Raw genomic sequence first — 21,886 nt, 5'->3', positions numbered from 1 at the left:
TGTGCTATTGGAATTGTCAGGTTGATAAGCTATCACGCCAGACCGGAGTCTGGCGTGATAGCAAGCCGGTGAATCCATCGCCATCACGCCCGGACGACCGGCGCTTTGGCAAACCACTCAGGCGATGGTATCGCCACCGTCCGCCACGATGGTCTGGCCGGTCACATAAGCGCCAGCAGAGGAGGCCAGGAACAGCGCCACACCGGCGATATCCACCGGATCACCCACACGACGCAGGGGCAATTTTTCTTCTATTTTTTGCAGTCGATCCGGATCTTCCAGCAGCGCTTGGGCGAAGTCGGTACGAATCAGACCGGGCGCGATGCTGTTGACGCGGATGTTCTTCGGGCCCCATTCCAGCGACAGGTTGCGTGCCAGGCCCGCTTCGGCCGCCTTGGACATGCCATAGACGCCGATATTGGCGCTGGCGCGCAGGCCGGCGATGCTCGATAGCAACACGATAGCGCCGCCGCCTTGCTTGACCATCTCGGGGATGACCATATTGCACAGCCAGAACGTGCCTTTGACGTTGGTACCCATGATCTTGTCGAAGGCTTCATCACTGACGTTGTGGGTGGGGCCGTATACCGGGTTGGTGGCCGCGTTGCAGACCAGAATATCGACCTTGCCATAGGCTTCCAGGGTCTTGTCGACCAGATTCTGCAATTGGGCTTTGTCACCGACATGGCAGGCCACCGGGATGGCATCGAAGCCCTGCGCTTTCAGGTCACTGGCGACTTGCTCGCAAACGTCAGCCTTGCGGCTGGAGATAACCACCTTGGCACCCGCCTTGGCGTATTCCTCGGCGATGGCCTTGCCGATGCCCTTGGTGGAACCGGTGATGATGGCGACCTTGCCGGTCAGATCAAACAGTGTGCTCATGGTGTGTATGGTCCTTGGTTTTGTCTGACTGCACGAATTAATAATAGACCGCTTGGATCCCCGCCTGCGCGGGGATGACGAGGGGTGTGGGAGGCACTGTGCTCATGGCCAAATGGATCCCCGCGTTTGCGAGGATGACGGCGAGGTGAATGCAGCGGCCACTGTCACATCGCCGAGCTCTTCACCAAATCGCCACTTTTGCTCAGCCCAGCCCAGCCCAACCCTGTCACTGCGGTGAACCTCGTCATTCCCCCCAACCCCGTCATTCCCGCGCACGCGGGAATCCATTTTGACTTTAGCGGGTTGCCTGCCAACGCCGAGCCCAAACCCGACAATGGATCCCCGCGTTCGCGGGGATGACGGTGAGGGGGAGATAGCCGGTTTGTCACATATCCAAGCCCCCACTAAACCGTCATTCCCCCCAACCCCGTCATTCCCGCGTAGGCGGGAATCCAAGCGGACTTGCCGATTACCAAAAGTCAGCCTTACAGATACCGGCTCATTTCCAGCTTGGCAATCGTGCCCAAATGCACTTCATCCGGACCGTCGGCCAGGCGCAGGGTGCGGGCTTTGGCGTAGGCTGATGCGAGGAAGGTGTCCTGGCATACGCCGGCAGCGCCGTGAACCTGAATCGCCCGGTCCAGAACGTTGCAGAGCATAGTCGGAGCGACAGCCTTGATCATCGCGATCTGCTGACGCGCAACCTTGTTGCCGAACTGGTCCATGCTGCGCGCGGCCATGATGGTCAGCAGGCGTGCCTGGTCGATCTCGCAACGTGACTTGGCGATGTTTTCCGAGGTGCTGCCGTGCTTGTACAGCGGCTTGCCAAAGGCAACCCGGCTGGCGGCGCGGCGGCACATGGCTTCCAGTGCGCGTTCGGCAACGCCGATAGAGCGCATGCAATGGTGAATCCGGCCTGGCCCAAGGCGACCCTGGGCGATCTCAAAACCGCGGCCTTCACCCAGCAGAATATTGGATACCGGCACCCGCACGTTTTCGTATTTGATTTCGGCGTGGCCATGCGGAGCATGGTCATAACCGAACACATGCAGATCACGCACGATGGTTACACCGGGGGTGTTGAGCGGCACCAGGATCATGCTCTGCTGCAAGTGTTTGGGCGCGTTGGCGTCAGTCTTGCCCATGACGATGGCGATCTTGCAGCTGTCGGCCATGGCTCCGGAGGACCACCACTTGGTGCCGTTGATGACGTACTCGTCACCATCGCGGCGGATTTCGCACTCGATATTGGTCGCGTCGGAGGAAGCAACATCGGGTTCTGTCATGGAGAAGCACGAGCGAATCTCGCCGGCCAGCAGCGGCTTGAGCCAGGTTTCCTTGTGCTCTTCGCTGCCGTAACGCTCGATGGTTTCCATATTGCCGGTGTCCGGCGCGCTGCAGTTGAACACTTCCGGCGCGATGGAAGAGCGGCCCATGATCTCGCACAGGTGGCCATACTCCTCATTGTTCAGCCCGGCGCCACGCTCACTGTGCGGCAAAAACAGGTTCCACAGACCCATGCTCTTGGCCTTGGCTTTCAGTTCTTCCTGAATCGGCGGCGCGCCCCACTTGTTCTCTTTTACCTGTTGGTAAAACAGCGCTTCGTTCGGATAGATATGCTCGTCCATAAAGGCTTCGATTTGCTGTTTCAGGTCTTGCACGCGCGGGCTGAGTTCAAACATGGGACATTCCTTGCTGATTCTGGTGATAGGTCAGGCAGCTGTTGCTGCATGGATGTGACCATATAGTCAGCCGAACGCAGGCGAAACTATGTCGCCAAGATGGAATGGATCTGCATAAACAGCTGTGATGTTGCCCGCATGGCACTATAAGTGGGGAGTGACCGGGCTCGCATTTTTCGCCCGTGGAGAGGAATGTGGAAAGCCCTGCGCTAGAGCGGAAGGAGCGTTATTGAGTCAAGGCGGGGTAGATCTTCCGGCTCATCCAGGTCCCACAGGGTAGCGCCTTCCCATAGGCTTTTGCCGGCAGCCTCCAGCCGCAGTCGGGTGTCGGCCAACACCTGAGAATGGCTCCAGGTCATGCCGGCGAACGCGGCCGGATCAGGCTGGCGCTGGCCTATCATTACGTAGCCGCCGTCTTCGCTGGGGATGATGGCGGTGTCATGCCTTTGCAGTGCCTGATCCGCTTCGCGCAATACTGCCGTGCTGATCAGCGGGCAATCGGTGCCGATCAACAACGCACCGTCAGCGTGTTCGGCCAACGCCTGTGCCATGCGCGAACCCAGGTCATCGCCGTGCTGTTGGCGCAGTTGCAGATGGTGCTCCGAGGCCAGGCGAGCGAAGAATGGATGGGTGGTATCCGGTGCGCAGTACAGGTAGCGCGGCCCCGGCCAGTCTTGCGTCTGATGTAGGGTATGCAGTAGTAACTGTTGGTACAGACTGCAGGCCCCGTCAGCGCCAAGCGCGGGTATCAGGCGGGTTTTGACGGTGCCGGGGATCGGTGCTTTGGCGAATATCAGTAGCGGGCGTGTTGTCTGCGGCAGTTGAGCGGCCTCAGATTTATCGCCGTAGTACTGGCGCACCAGTCGGTCCGGCGAGACGCCGGCCCAGTATTGCAGACGGATCCACCACATCAGGCCGATGGTTCGGCAAACGCCGTGTTTTTGCCATTTGCGGCTGGAGGTGGTTAATGGCGTTTGCAGGCAAGCGGGGCGGGATAGTTTAAGCAGGCGACGGCTGAGCTCGATATCTTCCATCAGTGGAATATCTGCATAGCCACCTAACCGTTCAAACAGATCGCGGCGCACAAAGATGGCCTGGTCGCCGGTGCAGATGCCGGTCAAACGCGAGCGCTGGTTCATCATCCAGGCGACCAGATTCAGGGTCGGAGAGGAGGGCGAGAGCCGCACATCGAAGCGTCCCCACGGGCTTTGAGCGGGTAGGTCAAAATGGATTCCCGCTTTCGCGGGAATGACGGAGCTGTGAGTATGAATATCGGTACTGCGCACCCCCGCGACAGCAGGAATATCGACCCCTTGCTCGTCTGTGACGTCATCCTCGCGAACGCGGGGATCCATTGTCGGGTTTAACTTAGGTGCTGTTTTACCTTTAACGTTTGACCTGCTGGCATGCGCACTCCCCAAGGCCTCCCGAATCAGCTCGTCAAACCCAAGCGGCAACCGCGTATCCGCATGCAGAAACAGCAATACATCCCCGGTCGCCACAGCCGCCCCGGCATTCATCTGTCGCGCTCGTCCCGGCGCAGAGGTCAGCACCTGGTCGGCCAGAGGTCGAGCCAGCTCGCAGGTGTTATCGCGACTGCCACCATCCACCACAATTATTTCAACTCGGTCGCGCACGGACTGCAGCGGCAGCAGGGCATCAACTATCCCCGCGGCCTCATTCAGTACCGGCAACACCACCGACAACCGCATCGACTAGCGGCCCAGACGCCAACGGTGCAGGCGTTCAACCCAACGCAATACGCCAGCCGGAGCATGCGCACGCTTCCATTCGCCGGCCGCATATTTATTGGCTTCGGCCATGGTCGGATAGCTGTGAATGGTACCCAGAATCTTGTTCAGCCCCAGGTTGTGCTTCATCGCCAGCACATACTCAGCCAACAACTCACCCGCATGCTGGCCAACAATGGTCACGCCGAGAATGCGATCCTTGCCTGGCACGGTGAGCACTTTGACGAAGCCCACCGCAGCCTGATCGGCAATCGCCCGATCCAGATCGTCGATGCCGTAGCGGGTCACTTCAAACTCAATTTCCTCCGCCCGCGCGTCGGCTTCGGTGAGCCCGACGCTGGCGACTTCAGGATCGGTAAAGGTCACACGCGGAATCACCCGGTAATCAACCTTGAAGCGTTTGAAGGTGCCGAACAGAGCATTCACCGCCGCATACCAGGCTTGGTGTGCGGACACATGGGTAAACTGGTACGGGCCGGTTACATCGCCAACCGCATAAATATTCGGAAAGCGCGTCGCCAGATATTCATTGGTCTGCAAGGTACCGTTGTCACGCAGCGTCAGTTCCAGCTCCTCGGCGCCGTAGCCGGTGGTATTGGGTTTGCGCCCCACCGCGACCAGCACGGCGTCGAACGGGATAACCGTGTATTCATCGTCGTCCAGCTGCTTGGCAATCAACTGCTGCTGGCCGTCTTCGAGCATCTCGAAACGCTCGGCCTGATGCCGCAGGCGCAGATCAACCCCTTCGTTGCGCAGATGCTGCATGACGATATCGCTGGCATCGCTATCTTCCCGGGCCAGCAGGCGAGAGCTCATCTCCACCTGAATAACCTGACTCCCCAGTCTTTGGAAGGCTTGAGCCAGCTCGCAGCCGATAGGCCCGCCGCCCAGTACCAGCAAACGCTTGGGTTGCTCGCGCAGGCTCCATAAAGTGTCGGAATTGTAGGCAGTGACCTGATCCAGCCCGGGGATGTTCGGCATCAGCGGCTTGGCACCGGCGGCGATAATGATATTGCGCGTAGTCAGCGCCCGGCCATTGACCTCGATTTGCCATGGGCTGGTAATCCGCGCTTCGCCCTGAATCACTTCCACCCCCAGCTCGGTGTAGCGCTCGACCGAATCATGCGGCTCAATATCACTAATCACTCGCTGAATGCGATCCATCACCCGCGCAAAGTTGACCTCGGCGCTGGCGGTATTGAAACCCAGTTCATGCGCCTTGTTGACCTCTGCCGCCAACTTGGCCGAACGAATCAATGCCTTTGAGGGCACGCAGCCTGTGTTCAGGCAGTCGCCGCCCATCGCGTGCTTCTCGATCAGCGTGACATTGGCTTTTACCGCGGCGGCGATATAGGCGCTGACCAGTCCGCCGCTGCCGGCGCCGATCACCACCAGATTGCGGTCGAAGCTCTCCGGCTTGTTCCAGCCTTTGTAAACCCGCCGAGCCTTGACCACATCAAGGATCTTGCGCGCAATCAACGGGAATACACCAAGCAACACGAAAGCACCAATCAATCCGGGAGACAGAATGCCACCCAGGGAATCAAGCTGGCCAAGCTCGCGCCCGGCGTTCACATAGACAAACGTGCCAGGCAGCATACCGATCTGGCTGACCCACCAGAAAGTGCTGACCTTCAACCGCGTCAGACCCATCGCCAGGTTGATCAGGAAAAACGGAAATACCGGTACCAGGCGCAGAGCGAACAGGTAGAACGCGCCTTCGCTGTCCACGCCCTGGTTGATGGCTTTCAGGCGTTTGCCGAATCGTTTTTGCACCCAGCTCTGCAACAGAAAGCGGCTGATGATCATCGCCACCGTGGCGCCCATTACCGAAGCAAAGGACACCAGCAGCAAGCCCCAACCCAGGCCGAACAGCGCACCGCCGACCAGCGTCATCAGCGCTGCGCCGGGTAACGACAGGGCCGTTACCACCACATAAACGCCGAAGAAAATCGCCGCCGCCAGATAAGGGTTCGCCGCTACCTGGGCATTGAGGTTTTCCTGCTGGCTCTTCAACCATTCCAGACTGAAGTACTGGTTAAGGTCGAACACAAAGAAGCTCGCTACCAGCGCAGCGATCAGCAGAATAACGATGATTTTTCCGGCTTTCATGGTGCCAACTACTCCAGTGTCAGGTCTTAGCGGTTGTACAGCTCGGTCAGGCGCTCGTAACGCTTGCGATTCAGACCCAGGTCCGATTTGCCGGCGCGGCTGGCCGAACGGAAATGCACCTCTTTTGTCTGTGCATCCAGATAGAACTCGGCATCGTCGCGAAAGCGCATTTTCTCGGTAACGAATACATAGCGCAGGTAGTCCGCGTCTTCGCTTACCAGCTCGGCGCCGCCATAGGCTGCTACCGCATCCTTGATCGCACTCAGGGTCGTGGCCTGGTCCGCTTTGAACTGCCAGGGCATCACCAGCTTTTCCGGGTCGGCCGTCTGGGTTGAAACCCCATTTGGCTTATCGCTCAACGGCGTAAGTTGGCCAGCTTGGTGACCCAATTCGGGCACCTGGCTGTTCTGCCAATAAATAAAGGCAAATCCGGCGATCACCAGCGCAAGAATGACGATAAATATGGTTTTCATGGTGCGACTTCCTTGAATGCAGTAGTAATGGAAAATACTTTGTGCGCAAGATAGTAGGTGCGACCGCTTGACGGGTCAATACCTTGTGCGCAAAATAAACCTTCACTGATTTGCCGAGTACGGTTATGTCCCAGCCCCCTTCGTCGCCTTCAACCGCGACTGATCCCAGCATGCAGCTGTTGCTGCGTAACCAGCTATGCCACTCGTTATACAGTGCCAGCAACGCGATGGTGCGCGCTTATCGGCCGTTACTTGAGCCGCTGGGTCTGACTTATCCGCAATACCTAGTGATGCTGGCGCTCTGGGAGCATGACGGTGTGCCGATCAAGCAACTGGTCGAGGACACCCGCCTGGACTCAGGCACCCTGACACCCATACTCAAACGCCTTGAACAAAAGGAGCTGGTCCGCCGCCGCAAGGGCGTCGAGGATGAGCGCCAATGGCTGATTGATCTTTCCGTCGCCGGTCTGTCGCTGCGTGAACAAGCCAGCGATATTCCGCTGAAGCTGTTCTGCATGACCAGCCTGACACTCGAACAAGCCCAGGCTTTAAAAGTCGCGGCTGAGCAGATCTATCAGGATGTTCTGCGTCAGGCGCCCAGCTCTGACAGCATCAATCAATAGCGCCCATCGCGCACAAGGTTTGCGCTAAAGCAAAGCCACCCAGCAGCGCTGCCTGAGGCGCGTCTCCGCCACCGCGCATTACTCGCTCTCGGTAAGAAAGGGCGGCCGGGCTATCGGCAGGCCATTGGCGGTCGAATTCGTCAATAAACTGCGCGTGGTTATAGTTCAGCGGCACCGCTTCGATCACCAATCCGTCCAGCTCTGCACGATATAACGCCGAGGGGTGCGCCTGTGTGGCGATGCGCGTTACCAGCCCATAGCGGCCGTTATTGAAGTTCGGCATACCGGCGGCGCCATTGTTGATCACTGCAAAGCCGGATCTGCAAAAGGCTGCAGCCGCGCAGGTGTGGCTGGTGGCCAATACGCTTAGTGCGTGCGCCGCCATCCAGTCTTGCAATGCCTGCTGCCGGGCAGCAGTGGCAAGTGCAGTCCGCGCACATTGCCAGCCTGCCAGCGACTCTTCATCGCCATGGGTAATAGCGATGCGGCGCCCGGCAACGCTGACCAGCGCAGTCGCAGGTCGGTCAGCCAGCTGTGCGGCCATTCCAGGTAATTGCGCCACGGTACCGCTGAGCCGGGCATGGATCTGATTGGAGCGCGCCACCGTTTGATCGTCGACGCTGTCCGGGTAGGCGCAGCCGCAACCGGCATCGTCATTGCCTGGGCGACCGAGTTCAGTCTCAACATTGCCGCGCAACACGGTATGCGCCGCCAAGCGCGCTTCGATATCGGCAAATACGTCTGGGTCCAGGTCGAACCAGTGCGCGTCGCCATTGAATACAGCTCTGGCACCAGGCTCGGCGGCCAAGCGCTTTTCCAGCGCGTGCAGGGCCTGGCGATTGCCGTAAAGGCCGCCCACCACATAAAGCGTCTGGCAGTCGAATAGCGGCTCGCCGGCAAAACTGTCAGCGCGCAGCCGATAATCCAGTGGGCAATTACGGCCTGCTTGCATGGAGCTCGCTCCGATTCAGCAATCCGGCGCCAACGTAACCTGCGGTGCAAAGCATCAGGCCATAAAGATTGGTACCCAGTAGCAGCGCGTACTTGCCATCGCCGATTGCCCAGCTTGCGGGGATCCAGCCGAGGGTCAATGCTATGCCTAGCGCCAGGCCGGTCCAGAAGCTCAGATGAAAGCCCAGGCGGGTAGGGGTGACCAGGCCGTGCAACAGGAACACTGGCGCTATGCCAATCACCATGGTGCCGCTGATGGTCGTCGCCTTGAGAATATCGGTGCCCGCCAGCATCGGCAGATTGCCGAACAGGGCGAAGATCACCATGGTCGCCATGCCGATACCGATGGCTTTCTTGCCCAGATCCTTGCCCGCCATAGCCGGCAGTTCGCGGCCGACCAATTTGGCCAGGCTGGAAAAAGTCGAATCCAGTGTCGAGCCAGCCGCGGAGATCATCACGATGGTCATCACCAGCAATGCGCCGATACCCAGGGTTTTCGCCAGTGCGGCAGGGACGTTGCCCGATACGCCGACGCCGACCAGGTCTGCATGCACCCCAATCAGGCTGAATGCGAGTATCGCCACAAAGCCCAGCACTCCAGCCAAGGTGAATGCCTTGACCATGCTGCGCTCCTCGGTAATAAAGCCACGATCCGTGAGTACCGGATCGTGAAACGGGTAGCTGACCATCTGCAGCGCGGCGACCAGCAACAGGTCCACCCCGGCGTCCATTGCCCAGCTGCTGGTGCTCATCAGCTCCGCGGGCGAATGCTGGGGTAAGACCAGACCCAGCACCCAGACCAGCGCAATAACAAAGATCGCCGCTTGCGCAGCATCAGTCAGAATCGAGCTGCGCAGCCCGCCGCGCAGGCTGTACGCGAGGGTGACGGCGGTGAACAGCAGCGCAGAACCAATAAAGGCCGGGGTGCCGGTATCGCCATAATAACCACCGACCACTGCGGTATTGCTCCACACCTCGTTGAACAGACGAATCAGGATAGCGGCAGAAAATGCCAGCGCCGCGGCGCGGCCATAGTGCGAGGTGAGAAAACTGACCAGTCCGGTCGCGCCGAAGCGCCGGCGCAGGCGGTAAATAACCAGGCCGCAGAGCGGAATGGATAACCAGTAAGTGGCATAGGCCAGGCCACCGACCAGGCCATATTCCGCCCCCAGGTTGGCCGCATTGGTGACCGACTTGGCAAAGATCCAACTGATGAAAATACTCGTGGTCAGGAGAAACGGGGAGGCCTTGCGGCCTCGGCTGTCCTCGCCCTGGAAGAAGCTGCCGAGCGTAACGGTGCGCGGTGAAAGGCAATACATCATCAGGCCGTAGAGCACCAGGAAGCCCCAGAAAAACGCGCCCATCCAACTGGTTACTTGCATGTCCATCTCTTCTGAGTGAGTTGTTGAAACCAACGCCATGTCGGCCGGCTGGCCGCGAACAACCGAGCTAAAGTATCAACCCAGTGCTCCGCCGCAACTCGATCCCTGGCCCGCAGTACAGGCAAAGCAATGATCCCGGGTCACAATCGGGTTGTTTTCCAGGTGCGCGCCAAGCAAATCCCGCAGATGGCTGCGATCCTTGGCCAGCACGCTCATCGGCAGGTCCAGCATCTGGTTGAAGTCGCAGTCATACAGATAGCCCTGCCAGTCCACGCTGACCATGCTGCGGCACATCAAGCTCGCCATATTGGCTTCGCTGAAACTGTCCCTCAGAAGCGCCATATAATCGTTGAACTGACCCTTGCTCACCAAGGTGCTGCCAAAGCGCGCAATCGGCTGATTGGTAATGGTGTGCAGTTGATTGAAGACGATGCCGAAGTCTTCCGCCAGGTGGCTCTTGTAATCCGCCTGCAAAGCGGCCTGGGGTGGTGGCAGGTTGGGGCCCTGGGGGTTGTAGACTAGATTCAGCTCAAGCTCTGAACCGGGCTGGCCATAGCCCAATTCGTTGAGCATCTGCAGGCCCTGAATACTGCGCACAAAAACGCCATCGCCACGTTGTTTGTCGACATTGTCGCGTGAGTAGCAGGGCAGGGACGCCGACACGTGCACCCGCTGCTCAGCCAAAAACTCGGCTAGACCTTCATAACCCGGTTCGCTGAGAATGGTCAGATTGCAGCGGTCGATCACCTCCAATCCCTGCTCTCTGGCGTGCATGACGATCTCGCGAAAGCGAGGATGCATTTCCGGCGCACCGCCAGTCAGATCCAGTATTTGAACCGAATGAGCATCAATAACGTCATACAAAGTGGCCAATACTGCATCGCTCATCGCTTCAGTGCGCGTGGGTCCGGCATTCACATGGCAATGCAGGCAGCGTTGATTGCAGGTATAGGTAAGGTTGACCTGCAGGGTTTGCAGCCCGCTGCGTGCAATGGCAGGGAACGACAGATTGTCCAGCAGGGGTAGGGTATCGCGCACAGTAGGCGTCCTCTCTGGCTATTTGCTGATTTGAGTCAGGCAAAGGTTGATTGTTACAGCTTGCCGAGAAAAAACCCATCAAGAACATGACCCTTATGTGTCCAACTGTTAGGGTAATGTCAGATTTTTATCAACGTGAGGAGAGGCCATGCGCCGTTTGTTGATTGGAGTTGCCTGCCTGGCTGCGGCCTGTGCAGCCCATGCGCAGGTTGCGCCCGACTCGGAGACCGCACCGCCGGTACTTGAGTATGAAGAGCAGGAAGTCATTCGCCAGGCCGTGGCCAGTTCGTCGCGGACAATCTCCAGCATCATGCGCGATGCCCACCGCAATCCGGCACAAACGCTCAGTTTCTTTGCATTGGCACCGGATCAGACGGTCGTCGAGATCTGGCCTGGCGCGGGTTGGTACACCGAAATTCTTGCCCCGTTGCTCCGCGAGGACGGCAAACTCATCGCCGCCCATTTCGATCCGGAGGGTGGCCCCGATTACTTCGCCAAATCGCGCAGCGACTATGAGCGCAAGCTGCAAAACCGCGCCAACGTCTATGACCGCGTCGAGATGGCCACCCTCAACTACGACCCAGAGCAACCTATTGCTGCAGCCAACTCGGCCGACCGGGTAGTGACCTTCCGTAACGTGCACAACTGGCTAGCGGATGGGATGGATGAAACCAAAGTGGTGTTTGCCAAGATGTACGCGGTACTCAAACCCGGCGGCATGCTCGGCCTGGTAGAGCACCGCGCACGGCCCGGGACGTCGCTGGAGGAGATGGTCAAAACTGGCTATGTCGATGAGCCGCTGATCGTCGATCTGGCGGTGGAAGCTGGTTTCGAACTGGTCTCCCGCAGCCCGGTTAACCAGAACCCGCAGGATCTCGCCGACCACCCGCACGGCGTCTGGAGCCTGCCGCCGACCTTGCGCGGCGGCACTGAAGACCGTGCTCGGTATATGGGTATCGGTGAAAGTGACCGGATGACGTTGTTGTTTGTGAAGCCGGAGTAGTGGGGCGGGTGTTCTGGGGAAGGCTTAGCTTCAGCTCTGAGTGCTGAGTCTGCTCTAGCCGAGAATGGATTCCCGCCTTCGCGGGAATGACGGGGTGAGGGCAGCTCCCGCTTGCTCTGATCGTCATTCCCGCGAAGGCGGGAATCCATTCTGACTTTAAGAACTCACTCGGATCCCTAAGGCTTTCCCAACTGGCGTTTAAACGCAGTCGGGCTCATATCCGTCCAGCGCCGAAAAGCCCGAGTAAAGCTACTGGGATCCAGAAACCCCAGTTCATAAGCAATACTGGTCAACGACAGCTGGCCCTCACCGATCATGCGAATGGCTGATTCACGCCGCACCTCGTCAACCAACTGCTCGTATGAGGTGCCCTCCTGGCTCAATTTACGCCGCAAATGGCGCGGGCTGATGTTCATCGGCCCGGCCACCCGGTCCTCGGACATGTCGCCCGAACCGAGCAAAATATGAATGCGACGCTTTACCTGCTCAACCAGATCATGGCTGGGCATATTGGCCAGCAGGTCCTGCATGGCTTCGGTGAAACGTGGCAGCAGAAAGTTGTCGGCAGTCGCGAGTGGCTTGTCCATCAGGCGGCGTTCCAGTTGCAAGCTGTAGTGCTCGCCCACACTGACGGACGGTACATCCAGGACTCGAGCGTAAAACTCTGGGTCCAGATCCGGCCGGCACAGCGTCACGTTCTTCAACAGCCCCTCATCGTCCAGATCCAACTGGTTGAGCAGCTTGCTCATGTAGCCAGTCAGAGCCTCGAAGTGTTGTATATGAGGCGAGCCTTGGGGCTTGAGAACGATCTCGACCAGGTCATCCAGCGCTCGCACTTCAAGCTTCACCTGCGTGCTGACGATGGAAAAGAAGCGGGTCATATTATTCACCGCGGCCCCCAGATTCGGGCAGGCCTGGGCAGTGAGTGCAATAGCATTCAAAGGTGTTGGACAGAACAGCCGATGTAACCGCAGCCCAAAAAACGGATCGTCGGATAGTCGGGCAGCTTCATCCCAGAGCAGAGAGCAGGAAGCCTGATCTATAAAGCCGCTGCCCGGCTGATTGCTGCCGAGCAGGTTTTGTATCAGATTCGAGTGGTCCAGGCTGCGCTCGTATTGCTTTAAAGCCTGATTGATCACGGGGACCCAGAAAATCCGTTCGCCAAGCCGCGAACCGGTTACCGATTTGAAACCTTCAGTCTTCATTGACTACCTGGTACATGTCAGGATCCGACCTTTTATAGGACGTTGTATTGTTGCGAGCCGCCAAAAATCCTTTTGACGGAAAGCTCTGATAATTCATGAAACGGGATTTCGCAGTGCGATACATAATACAGCAGACGATTATGTGAAGGTTATTACTCACCCATTTGGGTGAGGGCGCTGCAGCAACCTTTGGAGCCCATCTGCGAACCACCAACATTGCGCAAGATAATATTGAAGGTTTGGAGGATAATGCCGGAATAGACGCTCTTCTGCATTGCGCGTAAGAAACCTCATGTAACAGAGTTTGTCCGCTGCCCTCCGTATTTCCAACTGACAAGATAACCATAATGCGAATTCATGTCCTGAATGGCCGGAAAAGTTAATTAAATTGGCCTTCTGGGGCAAGTCTTGACTGTGGAGTGCGTGCCAGACTGCCGCTGTCCTGAACGTGTCTTCAGATACACAGGTTCACGTCACCCAAACGGAGCAGCACAATGACAAAAAAAATGCATGCTTGGTCGCTCGCGGCCTTGCCACTGGCTATCGGCCTGGCCAGTTTCACAGGTTCTGCAAACGCAGCTAACTTTAATATCGGCGAAATACAGGGTCAGTTTGATTCGCAGATGTCGATTGGCGCCAGCATGTCGACCACCGATGCGGACAAGCGATTCATCCATTACGGCACTTCTATCGATGGTGTGAACCAAGGTGGGCAGGCAGTTGCTCGTACTTCAGATGACGGTCGTCTGAACTATGAAAGCGGCGATATCTTCTCCAAGATTTTCAAAGGCTCGCATGATCTGGAGCTGCGCTACGGCGAATCCGGTGCATTCTTTCGTGGCAACTACTGGTACGACTTTGAAACCAAAGACGGCAGCCAGCGTTTCTATGATATCGACGATTCCGGTCGTAACCCGTTGCAGAAAGGTGCCGGCGTAGAGCTGCTGGACGCGTTCGTTTATCACAACTACAGCATCGGCAATAACCCAGGCAACGTGCGTTTGGGTCGTCAGGTCGTGAGCTGGGGTGAAAGTACTTTCATCCAGAACTCAATCAACTCCATCAACCCGGTAGACGTGGCAGCGTTCCGTCGTCCTGGCGCGGAAATCAAGGAAGGTCTGATCCCGGTTGAGATGCTGTATTTTTCTCAGGGCCTGACAGACAACCTGACCATGGAAGCTTTCTATCAGTTGAAATGGGCTCCTACGGTTCTGGATAACTGCGGTACCTTCTTCGGCTCAGATACTGTCGCCAAAGGCTGTAATGACCGTCTGGTTGTGTTTGGCGCTGACCAGCCTTCAGGTTCTCCTGCGCTTGGTACCGGTGGCTTTGGCCAGCCAGCTCTGGCTGACTATATCGTGCGCGCAGAGAAAGATCGTGATGCCAGCGATGATGGTCAGTTCGGTGTAGCGTTCCGTTATTATGCAGCCGCGCTGAATGATACCGAGTTCGGCTTCTATGCCATGAACTACCACAGCCGTACGCCGAGCTATAGCAACATCGCTGGTGGCCCGCTGCAAGGTGGCGCGCCTGTTATCGGTCTTGATGGTGCCGTAGGTCAAGCGGGTTATTTCTTCGATTACCCGGAAGATATCCGCCTCTACGGTGTGAGCTTCCAGACCATGGTTGGGCCAGCGTCGGTAAGCGGTGAAGTCAGCTATCGTCCGAACATGCCGATGAACCTGAACACAGGCGACATGAGTCGTACAGCTCTGTTGGGCTCCAGCGGTGCCGCGTCGACCAACAACATCCACCGTGACCGTGTATACGCTCCAGGTGACGAGATCCAGGGCTACGACCGCAAGGAATATATTCAGGCGCAAGTCACTGCCATTCACTTTATCGACCGCGTATTGGGCGCAAGCCGTCTGTCGCTTGCTGGTGAAGTTGGCGTAGCGCACATCGGTGGTATCAGCAACGATCCAGGCGAGACCAAGTACGGTCGTGATTCCCTGTTCGGTCAAAGCCCCTTTGCCGATGGCACTTGTTCCTCCCAGGCCGATGCAGCGAACACTCCGAAAGCCAACAGCTGGTGTGAAACTGACGGTTTTTATACCGACTTTTCCTGGGGTTATCGCGTACGTGCCTCTTTGGATTATTCGAACGTGATTGCCGGTATCAATCTTAGCCCCAACGTCGCGTGGTCCCATGACGTTGAAGGTTACGGTCCTAGCTTCCAGGAAGACGCCAAGTCAGTCAGCCTGGGTGTGAATGCCGATTACGGCAACAAGTACAACGCCAGCCTGAGCTACACCAACTTCTTTGATGGCAAGTACAACACCCTGGTTGACCGCGACTTTGCCGCCGTCAGCGTTGGTATGAACTTCTAAACAGGCAACAGGAGATAAAAATAATGATCCGTATGCAAAAAACGCTATTGGGTGCTGGTGGTCTGGCGTTAAGCCTGCTGGCGTCCAGCGTTATGGCCCAGAGCCTGACGCAAGAAGAAATCAACAGCCTGGGTAATACCCTGACTCCAATCGGTGCCGAAAAAGCCGGCAACGCGGCTGGCACCATTCCCGAGTGGACTGGCGGTCTTGGCCCTGATTCCGGCCGAGATCTGGCCGATGGTTTCCAGGCCAACCCGTTTGCTGAAGAGCAGCCCGAGTTTGTGATCACCGCTCAGAACTATCAGGAGCACAGCGAGAACCTGACCCCAGGCCAGATCGCCTTGTTTGAACGCTATCCGGAAACTTTCCAGATGCCGGTCTACAAGTCACACCGTACCGTGGGCTACCCACAGTCTGTGTATGACCAGGTCAAGGAAACCGCTGGCCAGGCCAAGCTGGTTAACGGCGGCGACGGTATCGAGAACTTCTCCCACGGTACCTTTGCTTTCCCGATTCCAAAGTCTGGCGCCGAAGTGGTCTGGAACCACAACACTCGTCACCGTCTGAACGTTCGCCGCTGGTACATGCAGGCCATGCCTCAGTCGAATGGTTCTTACACGCTGATCAAGATGGAAGAAGAGGCAGCTTATCCCGCACAGATGGACGATGTTGATGCCTCCACCGTGCCGAACACCCTGCTGTACTTCAAGCAGCGGGTAAATGCTCCCTCGCGTCTGGCGGGTAACGTGCTGCTGGTACACGACTCCCTGGATCAGCTGAAAGAGCCGCGCATGGCGTGGGTTTACAACGCTGGCCAGCGCCGCGTTCGTCGCGCACCGCAGGTAGCTTATGACGGTCCGGGTACTGCTTCCGACGGCATGCGTACTTCTGACAACTTCTCCATGTATAACGGCGCACCTGACCGTTACAACTGGAAGCTGGTTGGCAAGAAGGAAGTCTACATCCCTTACAACAGCTACAAGATGGCTGACCGTGAAGTGAAGTATGAGGATGTGTTGAAAGCCGGCCACATCAATCCCGAGCACACCCGTTTCGAGCTGCACCGTGTATGGGAAGTGCAGGGCAACGTGAAAGACGGTCAGCGCCATATCTACGCCCAGCGTAACTTCTTCGTTGACGAAGACACCTGGATGATCAGCCTGGCTGACCATTATGACGGTCGTGGCACCCTGTGGCGCGTAGGTGAAGGTCACCTTGCCTACAACTACAAAGAGAAGATCCCTGGCTACACCATCGAAACCCTGTATGACCTGCTGGCCGGGCGTTACATTGCCTTGGGCATGTACACTGAAGAGCAATCTGCTCCACAGTATGACTTCAGCCCCAGCTACAACCAATTCACTCCAGCAGCCCTGCGGGCCTCTGGCGTGCGTTGATCTGATCACCTTCGGGTAATCACAAAAAAAGGAGCCCTCGGGTTCCTTTTTTTATTCCCCCACCGTTATTCCCGCCTCCCCACAAACATTTCCGCCTCCTCACCGTCATTCCCGCGCAGGCGGGAATCCAAGCGGAGTCGACTACACCCTTGACGATTATCGGTGTACTCGACCTATATAGTTAAAGCGCCGTGCTCTCACTCTGCCGAAACTGATCGCGGAACGCGGTCGGGCTCATATTGGTCCAGCGCCGAAATGCTCGGGTGAAGCTGCTCGGATCCAGGAATCCCAGTTCAAAGGCAATACGCCCCAGATTCAACTTGCCATCCTGGATGAGGCGAATCGCCAGCTCCATGCGCACTTCATCCAACAGCTTTTCATAAGTAGTTTGGGTTTCGCTGAGCTTCCGGCGCAGATGCCGCGGGCTCATATTGAAAGGCGTTGCCACCAGCTCTTCGGAGACTTCACGTTCTGCCACCAGAACACGAATACGCTGCTTCACCTGTTCGGCGAAATCAACGTTGGGCATTTCGTTCAGCATATCTTCCAGCGAAGCATCCAGACGTTTGCGCAGAAATGCATCCGCACTAGGCAGGGTAGTGGCCATCGCCTGACGATTCAGACGTACAGCAATGCGCTTGGCGCCCAGGCGCACACGCTTGCCGAACAGTTGCTCGCAATGCGATCGAGTTTTTTCATGGTCCGCAATCAGGCGCGTTTCCAGAACCAGGGGTATTGTCCCGGTTTCCAGCGCCTGCCAGATGTTGCGGCAGTGGGCGACCAGTGCTTCCATATGCAGCGGGTGCGGTGAGCCCTTGGGTTGAAAATACACCGTAATGTGTTGTTCGTCTTCGACCGAATAGATCTGCACCTGGGTGCTGAAAACCGGGAAGTAACGGATGATGCGTTGCACTGCCTGGCCAACCGTTTCGCTGGAAATGGCCGCCAGTGCCAATACCTTGAGCGTATTGGAGCAGTAAACTTCACCCATCTTCAGGCCAAAACAATCATCCTGGGAAAGCTGAGCTGCAGCATGCCAAAGCCGGTTCATGTCAGTCTGGCTGATTTTCGACATGCTAAGGTCGGCGGGTGAGCAAAAAGCTTGAAGTTCAGTGGGTAGATCGCCGACTGACTTACCGTATTCTTTAAGCGTCTCGCCGATTCCCTGGGCCCAAAAAGCTCGTTCTTGCAACCGCGCACAGGGCAGCGGATAGAGTATCTGGTTCATGTGGCAGAACTCTCTCTGTATTTATTCTTTTTATTGAGTGCGGAAATCTGTCTCGCTTGAAGACAACATAATTCAAAACAGCCTATTATGCAAAACCGTGCAACAGATAATTGCGACCAGTAGATAGTGGCCATTCAGCCTATGAATGTCCTACACGGTCAAAGCATTCGTCCTTTTCGGACAAATCAAAATCATTCTCCGTGACAGACTTATCCCCGATGCCAGACGCCTCCCGGCCTGCTGGTGTCCATGATTCAATCTAACGGAGCAGCACAATGACAAAAAAAATGCATGCTTGGTCCCTCGCGGCATTGCCGCTGGCCATCGGACTAGCCAGCTTCGCTGGTTCAGCTAACGCAGTAAGTTTCAATATCGGTGATGTTCAAGCCCAATTTGACTCCCAGCTTTCGGTAGGCGCCAGCATGTCGACCCAAGGCGCTGACAAGCGCTTCATTGGTGTTGCCAATGGCGGCGAAGCCGCAGCCAGGACGTCAGATGACGGTCGTCAGAACTACGAAGCCGGTGACGTTTTCTCCAAAATTTTCCGTGGTGTTCATGACCTTGAACTGAGCTACGGCGACTCGGGCGCGTTTTTCCGTGGAAAGTACTGGTACGACTTTGAAACCAAAGACGGCAGCCAGCGTTTCTACGATATCGACGATTCCGGCCGTCCACCGTTGGTAAAAGGTGCGGGCACTGCTTTGCTTGATGCTTTCGTCTATCACAACTACACCATCGGTACTAACCCAGGTAACGTTCGTTTGGGTCGTCAGGTGGTGAGCTGGGGTGAAAGTACTTTTATCCAGAACTCTATCAACTCGATCAATCCTGTTGACGTAGCGGCTTTCCGTCGCCCGGGCGCAGAAATCAAGGAAGGTCTCCTGCCTGTCGAGATGCTGTATATCTCCCAGGGCCTGACAGATAACCTGTCGATGGAAGCGTTCTATCAATTGAAGTGGCACCCCTTCGCCATCGACAACTGCGGTACCTTCTTTGGTTCAGATACTCTGGCAACGGGCTGTAATGATCGCCTGGTAGTAGCCGGTGTGGATAACCCTCAGGGTGAGCAACCTTCGCAGCTGACTATCGTTCGCGCGCAAAAAGACCAGGACGCTAGCGATAGTGGTCAGTTCGGCGTTGCATTCCGTTATTACGCGGCTGCTCTGAATGACACCGAGTTCGGCTTCTATGCCATGAACTACCACAGCCGGGCCCCGTTCTATTCCAGCATCGCCGGTCTACCGCCGGGCGTGGGTAACCCGATTGCCGGTTATGACGGTCAGGGCTCTGGTCCTGCAGGCTATTTCTTTGAGTATCCTGAAGATATTCGCCTGTACGGTGTTAGCTTCGCCACCAACATTAGCGGTACTGCAGTAAGCGGTGAAGTCAGCTATCGTCCAAATCAGCCAATGCAAATCAACACCGGCGACCAAAGTCGTCTGGCTCTGGTTAACGCGGCTACTGGTCAAGACAATACGCACCGTGGCTTGTCAATCGGGCCTGCCGGTATTGGTTCTGAGATCCCTGGTTACTTGCGTAAAGAGTTGTACCAAGCTCAAATTACAGCAATCCACTTTGTTGAGCGCGTGCTCGGTGCTAGCCGTCTCTCGTTGGTGGGTGAAGCCGGTGTGAACTACATTGGCGGGCTGGGCGATACTACCAAGTTCGGTCGTGACTCTTTGTTTGGTCAGAGCCCTTATGTTGAAGGTGATACTGGACCTGGTGTAGTAGCGGGTCAGTGTTCCTCCTTCCAGGGAACCCCGGTTGGCGGATCGCCGAACGCGGCTAGCTGGTGTGAAAACGATGGTTTCTACACTGAATGGTCTTCAGGCTATCGGCTGCGTGCCTCCCTTGATTACAGCAACGTATTCGCTGGGATCAACCTGAGCCCGAACGTAAGCTGGTCACACGATGTCGACGGCTACGGTCCGAACTTCACTGAAGATGCCAAAGCTATCAACATTGGTTTGAACGCTGATTACGGTAACAAATACAGCGCCAGCCTGAGCTACACCGACTTCTTCGATGGTAAGTACAACACCAACGTAGATCGCGACTTCCTGTCGGCAAGCCTCAGCGTCAACTTCTAAGACTGGCAACTGGAGAATAAAAATTATGATGCGTATGCAAAAAACCCTATTGGGTGCTGGTGGTCTGGCTATAAGCCTGTTGGCATCCAGCGTCATGGCTCAAACCCTGACGCAAGCCGAAATCGATAGCCTGGGCAACTCTCTTACGCCGATTGGCGCCGAGAAAGCCGGTAATGCTGCTGGCACCATTCCTGAGTGGACCGGTGGTATCGGCCCAGACGCAGGTCAGGACCTGGCTGATGGCTTCTCAAGCAACCCCTTCGCGGATGAGCAGCCCGAGTTTGTCATCACCGCACAGAACTATCAGGAATACAGTGACAACCTGACTCCTGGCCAAATTGCCCTGTTTGAACGCTATCCGGAAACTTTCCAGATGCCGGTCTACAAGTCACACCGTACTGTGGGCTATCCGCAGGCCGTGTATGACCAGGTCAAGGCCACTGCAGGCGAGGCCAAGCTGGTTAACGGCGGCGACGGTATCGATAACTTCTCCCATGGCACCTTTGCCTTCCCGATTCCAAAGTCGGGCGCGGAAGTAGTCTGGAACCACAACACTCGGTACCGTATCAACACCAAGCGTTGGTACATGCAGGCCATGCCGCAGACCAATGGCTCCTACACCCTCATCAAGCTGGAAGAGGAAGTGGGCTACCCACAGCAAATGGATGACGTCGACGAGTCGACTATTCCTAACACCCTGTTGTTCTTCAAACAGCGTGTAAATGCGCCTTCGCGTCTGGCGGGTAACGTACTGCTGGTACACGACACCCTGGATCAGCTGAAAGAGCCGCGCATGGCGTGGGTTTACAACGCCGGTCAGCGTCGCGTACGTCGCGCACCTCAGGTAGCGTATGACGGCCCAGGTACTGCTTCGGATGGTATGCGTACTTCTGACAACTTCGCCATGTACAACGGTGCACCTGACCGTTATGACTGGAAACTGGTTGGCAAGAAGGAAATCTTCGTACCGTACAACAGCTACAAGATGACTCAGCGCGAAGTGAAGTATGACGACGTGCTGAAAGCTGGCCACATCAACCCCGAGCACACCCGCTTCGAGCTTCACCGTGTGTGGGAAGTCCAGGGCAACGTGAAAGCCGGTCAGCGTCACATCTACGCTCAGCGTAACTTCTTCATGGACGAAGATTCGTGGATGATCAACCTGGCTGATCACTACGACGGTCGTGGCACCCTGTGGCGCGTTGGTGAAGGTCACATCGCCTTCAACTACAACGTCAAACTGCCAGGCTACGCTATTGAAACGCTGTATGACTTGTTGGCTGGTCGTTATATCGCCCTGGGCATGTACACCGAAGAAGTCTCTGCTCCGCAGTTCGACTTCCAGCCGACCTACAACCAGTTCACTCCTGCCGCGCTGCGCGCATCGGGTGTTCGTTAAGTCATAGTGCTGCTCAAGTAATTGTTTGGGTTTTAAGGGGCATCCTCGGATGCCCCTTTTTTTATGCCTGACTCTTACCCGCGCATCCCTTGATCCCCGCGTGCCAAGTTACTACCGCGTCCTGCCACCATTCCCACTCTCTTTTCCATCATTCCCGCTCCACTCCATCAGGCCCGTTCCCACCGTCACCCCCCGTCCAACACCGTCATCCCCGCCACCCCCTCCGTCATCCCCGCCACCCCCTCCGTCATTCCCGCGCAGGCGGGAATCCAAGCGGACTATCAAATCCAAGAAGTGCTACCCAAACCCAAAGTCAAAATGGATTCCCGCCTGCGCGGGA

16 protein-coding genes are annotated in these 21,886 nt (G+C 56.8%); 6 read left to right on the top strand and 10 right to left on the bottom strand.

Annotation, left to right across the window (positions count from 1 at the left end; translation table 11 throughout):
- Positions 1-117: 117 nt before the first annotated feature.
- The 5 genes from DT594_RS06690 to DT594_RS06665 all read right to left on the bottom strand — a co-directional run bounded on the left by DT594_RS06690 (position 118) and on the right by DT594_RS06665 (position 6,900).
- Positions 118-882 (bottom strand): SDR family NAD(P)-dependent oxidoreductase, encoded by a 765-nt coding sequence (locus DT594_RS06690; protein ID WP_149331988.1) that lies wholly within the window; start codon positions 880-882, stop codon positions 118-120.
- A 485-nt stretch (positions 883-1,367) separates the two neighbouring features.
- Positions 1,368-2,564 (bottom strand): acyl-CoA dehydrogenase family protein, encoded by a 1,197-nt coding sequence (locus tag DT594_RS06685; protein WP_096348153.1) that lies wholly within the window; start codon positions 2,562-2,564, stop codon positions 1,368-1,370.
- Between the two features lie 209 nt (positions 2,565-2,773).
- Entirely contained in the window at positions 2,774-4,276 is a 1,503-nt protein-coding gene (locus tag DT594_RS19010) for a TIGR04282 family arsenosugar biosynthesis glycosyltransferase (RefSeq protein WP_218574492.1), read from the bottom strand.
- A gap of 3 nt (positions 4,277-4,279) precedes the next feature.
- Positions 4,280-6,427, bottom strand: coding sequence for an FAD-dependent oxidoreductase (locus DT594_RS06670; protein ID WP_149331987.1), 2,148 nt, complete (start codon positions 6,425-6,427; stop codon positions 4,280-4,282).
- Positions 6,428-6,453: 26 nt separating this feature from the next.
- Positions 6,454-6,900, bottom strand: a complete 447-nt coding sequence (locus DT594_RS06665; RefSeq protein ID WP_149331986.1) for a DUF1499 domain-containing protein — start codon at positions 6,898-6,900, stop codon at positions 6,454-6,456.
- A 125-nt stretch (positions 6,901-7,025) separates the two neighbouring features.
- On the opposite strand from DT594_RS06665, the gene DT594_RS06660 reads away from it, so the two are divergent.
- A complete protein-coding gene (locus DT594_RS06660; protein ID WP_149331985.1) occupies positions 7,026-7,523 on the top strand; it encodes a MarR family winged helix-turn-helix transcriptional regulator in 498 nt (165 codons plus the stop codon).
- Here the strand turns inward: DT594_RS06660 and DT594_RS06655 are convergent.
- The 3 genes from DT594_RS06655 to arsS form a co-directional block, all read right to left on the bottom strand.
- Entirely contained in the window at positions 7,513-8,475 is a 963-nt protein-coding gene (locus DT594_RS06655) for a hypothetical protein (protein WP_149331984.1), read from the bottom strand. The genes DT594_RS06660 and DT594_RS06655 overlap by 11 nt on opposite strands.
- The gene (locus tag DT594_RS06650; protein WP_149331983.1) at positions 8,459-9,856 is read right to left on the bottom strand and encodes an SLC5/6 family protein; all 1,398 of its coding nucleotides are present in this window, start codon (positions 9,854-9,856) and stop codon (positions 8,459-8,461) included. Before DT594_RS06650 ends, DT594_RS06655 begins: the two co-directional genes overlap by 17 nt.
- A gap of 75 nt (positions 9,857-9,931) precedes the next feature.
- A complete protein-coding gene (gene arsS, locus DT594_RS06645) occupies positions 9,932-10,894 on the bottom strand; it encodes an arsenosugar biosynthesis radical SAM (seleno)protein ArsS (protein ID WP_149331982.1) in 963 nt (320 codons plus the stop codon).
- Between the two features lie 148 nt (positions 10,895-11,042).
- Between arsS and DT594_RS06640 the strand changes: the two genes are divergently transcribed.
- Entirely contained in the window at positions 11,043-11,897 is an 855-nt protein-coding gene (locus DT594_RS06640; protein WP_218574491.1) for a class I SAM-dependent methyltransferase, read from the top strand.
- A gap of 176 nt (positions 11,898-12,073) precedes the next feature.
- On the opposite strand, the gene DT594_RS06635 is transcribed toward DT594_RS06640, so the two are convergent.
- Positions 12,074-13,102: an AraC family transcriptional regulator gene (locus DT594_RS06635; RefSeq protein ID WP_149331981.1), complete on the bottom strand. Its 1,029-nt coding sequence runs from the start codon at positions 13,100-13,102 to the stop codon at positions 12,074-12,076.
- A gap of 494 nt (positions 13,103-13,596) precedes the next feature.
- Between DT594_RS06635 and DT594_RS06630 the strand changes: the two genes are divergently transcribed.
- Both DT594_RS06630 and DT594_RS06625 read left to right on the top strand, forming a co-directional pair.
- Positions 13,597-15,432, top strand: coding sequence for a DUF1302 domain-containing protein (locus tag DT594_RS06630; protein ID WP_149331980.1), 1,836 nt, complete (start codon positions 13,597-13,599; stop codon positions 15,430-15,432).
- 32 nt (positions 15,433-15,464) lie between these two features.
- Positions 15,465-16,829 (top strand): DUF1329 domain-containing protein, encoded by a 1,365-nt coding sequence (locus DT594_RS06625; protein WP_149332619.1) that lies wholly within the window; start codon positions 15,465-15,467, stop codon positions 16,827-16,829.
- A gap of 181 nt (positions 16,830-17,010) precedes the next feature.
- On the opposite strand, the gene DT594_RS06620 is transcribed toward DT594_RS06625, so the two are convergent.
- On the bottom strand, positions 17,011-18,057 hold the full coding sequence (locus DT594_RS06620) for a helix-turn-helix domain-containing protein (RefSeq protein ID WP_149331979.1): 1,047 nt from the start codon (positions 18,055-18,057) through the stop codon (positions 17,011-17,013).
- Between the two features lie 275 nt (positions 18,058-18,332).
- On the opposite strand from DT594_RS06620, the gene DT594_RS06615 reads away from it, so the two are divergent.
- Together DT594_RS06615 and DT594_RS06610 are read left to right on the top strand one after the other, a co-directional pair.
- On the top strand, positions 18,333-20,147 hold the full coding sequence (locus DT594_RS06615) for a DUF1302 domain-containing protein (protein ID WP_149331978.1): 1,815 nt from the start codon (positions 18,333-18,335) through the stop codon (positions 20,145-20,147).
- Positions 20,148-20,181: 34 nt separating this feature from the next.
- Entirely contained in the window at positions 20,182-21,546 is a 1,365-nt protein-coding gene (locus DT594_RS06610; RefSeq protein WP_149332618.1) for a DUF1329 domain-containing protein, read from the top strand.
- Positions 21,547-21,886 lie beyond the last annotated feature (340 nt).

Source organism: Halopseudomonas laoshanensis (genome assembly GCF_008365385.1).
Taxonomy (GTDB): domain Bacteria; phylum Pseudomonadota; class Gammaproteobacteria; order Pseudomonadales; family Pseudomonadaceae; genus Halopseudomonas; species Halopseudomonas laoshanensis.
This window is presented reverse-complemented; position numbering and strand designations above follow the sequence as displayed.

Bases quoted from the DNA above. Each gene is read 5' to 3' on its own strand.
- DT594_RS06625 (WP_149332619.1), top strand. From the start codon at position 15,465: ATGCAAAAAACGCTATTGGGTGCTGGTGGTCTGGCGTTAAGCCTGCTG.
- DT594_RS06650 (WP_149331983.1), bottom strand. From the start codon at position 9,856: ATGCAAGTAACCAGTTGGATGGGCGCGTTTTTCTGGGGCTTCCTGGTG.
- DT594_RS06615 (WP_149331978.1), top strand. From the start codon at position 18,333: ATGACAAAAAAAATGCATGCTTGGTCCCTCGCGGCATTGCCGCTGGCC.
- DT594_RS06610 (WP_149332618.1), top strand. From the start codon at position 20,182: ATGCAAAAAACCCTATTGGGTGCTGGTGGTCTGGCTATAAGCCTGTTG.
- DT594_RS06635 (WP_149331981.1), bottom strand. From the start codon at position 13,102: ATGAAGACTGAAGGTTTCAAATCGGTAACCGGTTCGCGGCTTGGCGAA.
- DT594_RS06655 (WP_149331984.1), bottom strand. From the start codon at position 8,475: ATGCAAGCAGGCCGTAATTGCCCACTGGATTATCGGCTGCGCGCTGAC.
- DT594_RS06665 (WP_149331986.1), bottom strand. From the start codon at position 6,900: ATGAAAACCATATTTATCGTCATTCTTGCGCTGGTGATCGCCGGATTT.
- DT594_RS06620 (WP_149331979.1), bottom strand. From the start codon at position 18,057: ATGAACCAGATACTCTATCCGCTGCCCTGTGCGCGGTTGCAAGAACGA.
- DT594_RS06670 (WP_149331987.1), bottom strand. From the start codon at position 6,427: ATGAAAGCCGGAAAAATCATCGTTATTCTGCTGATCGCTGCGCTGGTA.
- DT594_RS06660 (WP_149331985.1), top strand. From the start codon at position 7,026: ATGTCCCAGCCCCCTTCGTCGCCTTCAACCGCGACTGATCCCAGCATG.
- DT594_RS06690 (WP_149331988.1), bottom strand. From the start codon at position 882: ATGAGCACACTGTTTGATCTGACCGGCAAGGTCGCCATCATCACCGGT.
- DT594_RS06630 (WP_149331980.1), top strand. From the start codon at position 13,597: ATGACAAAAAAAATGCATGCTTGGTCGCTCGCGGCCTTGCCACTGGCT.
- DT594_RS19010 (WP_218574492.1), bottom strand. From the start codon at position 4,276: ATGCGGTTGTCGGTGGTGTTGCCGGTACTGAATGAGGCCGCGGGGATA.
- DT594_RS06640 (WP_218574491.1), top strand. From the start codon at position 11,043: ATGCGCCGTTTGTTGATTGGAGTTGCCTGCCTGGCTGCGGCCTGTGCA.
- DT594_RS06685 (WP_096348153.1), bottom strand. From the start codon at position 2,564: ATGTTTGAACTCAGCCCGCGCGTGCAAGACCTGAAACAGCAAATCGAA.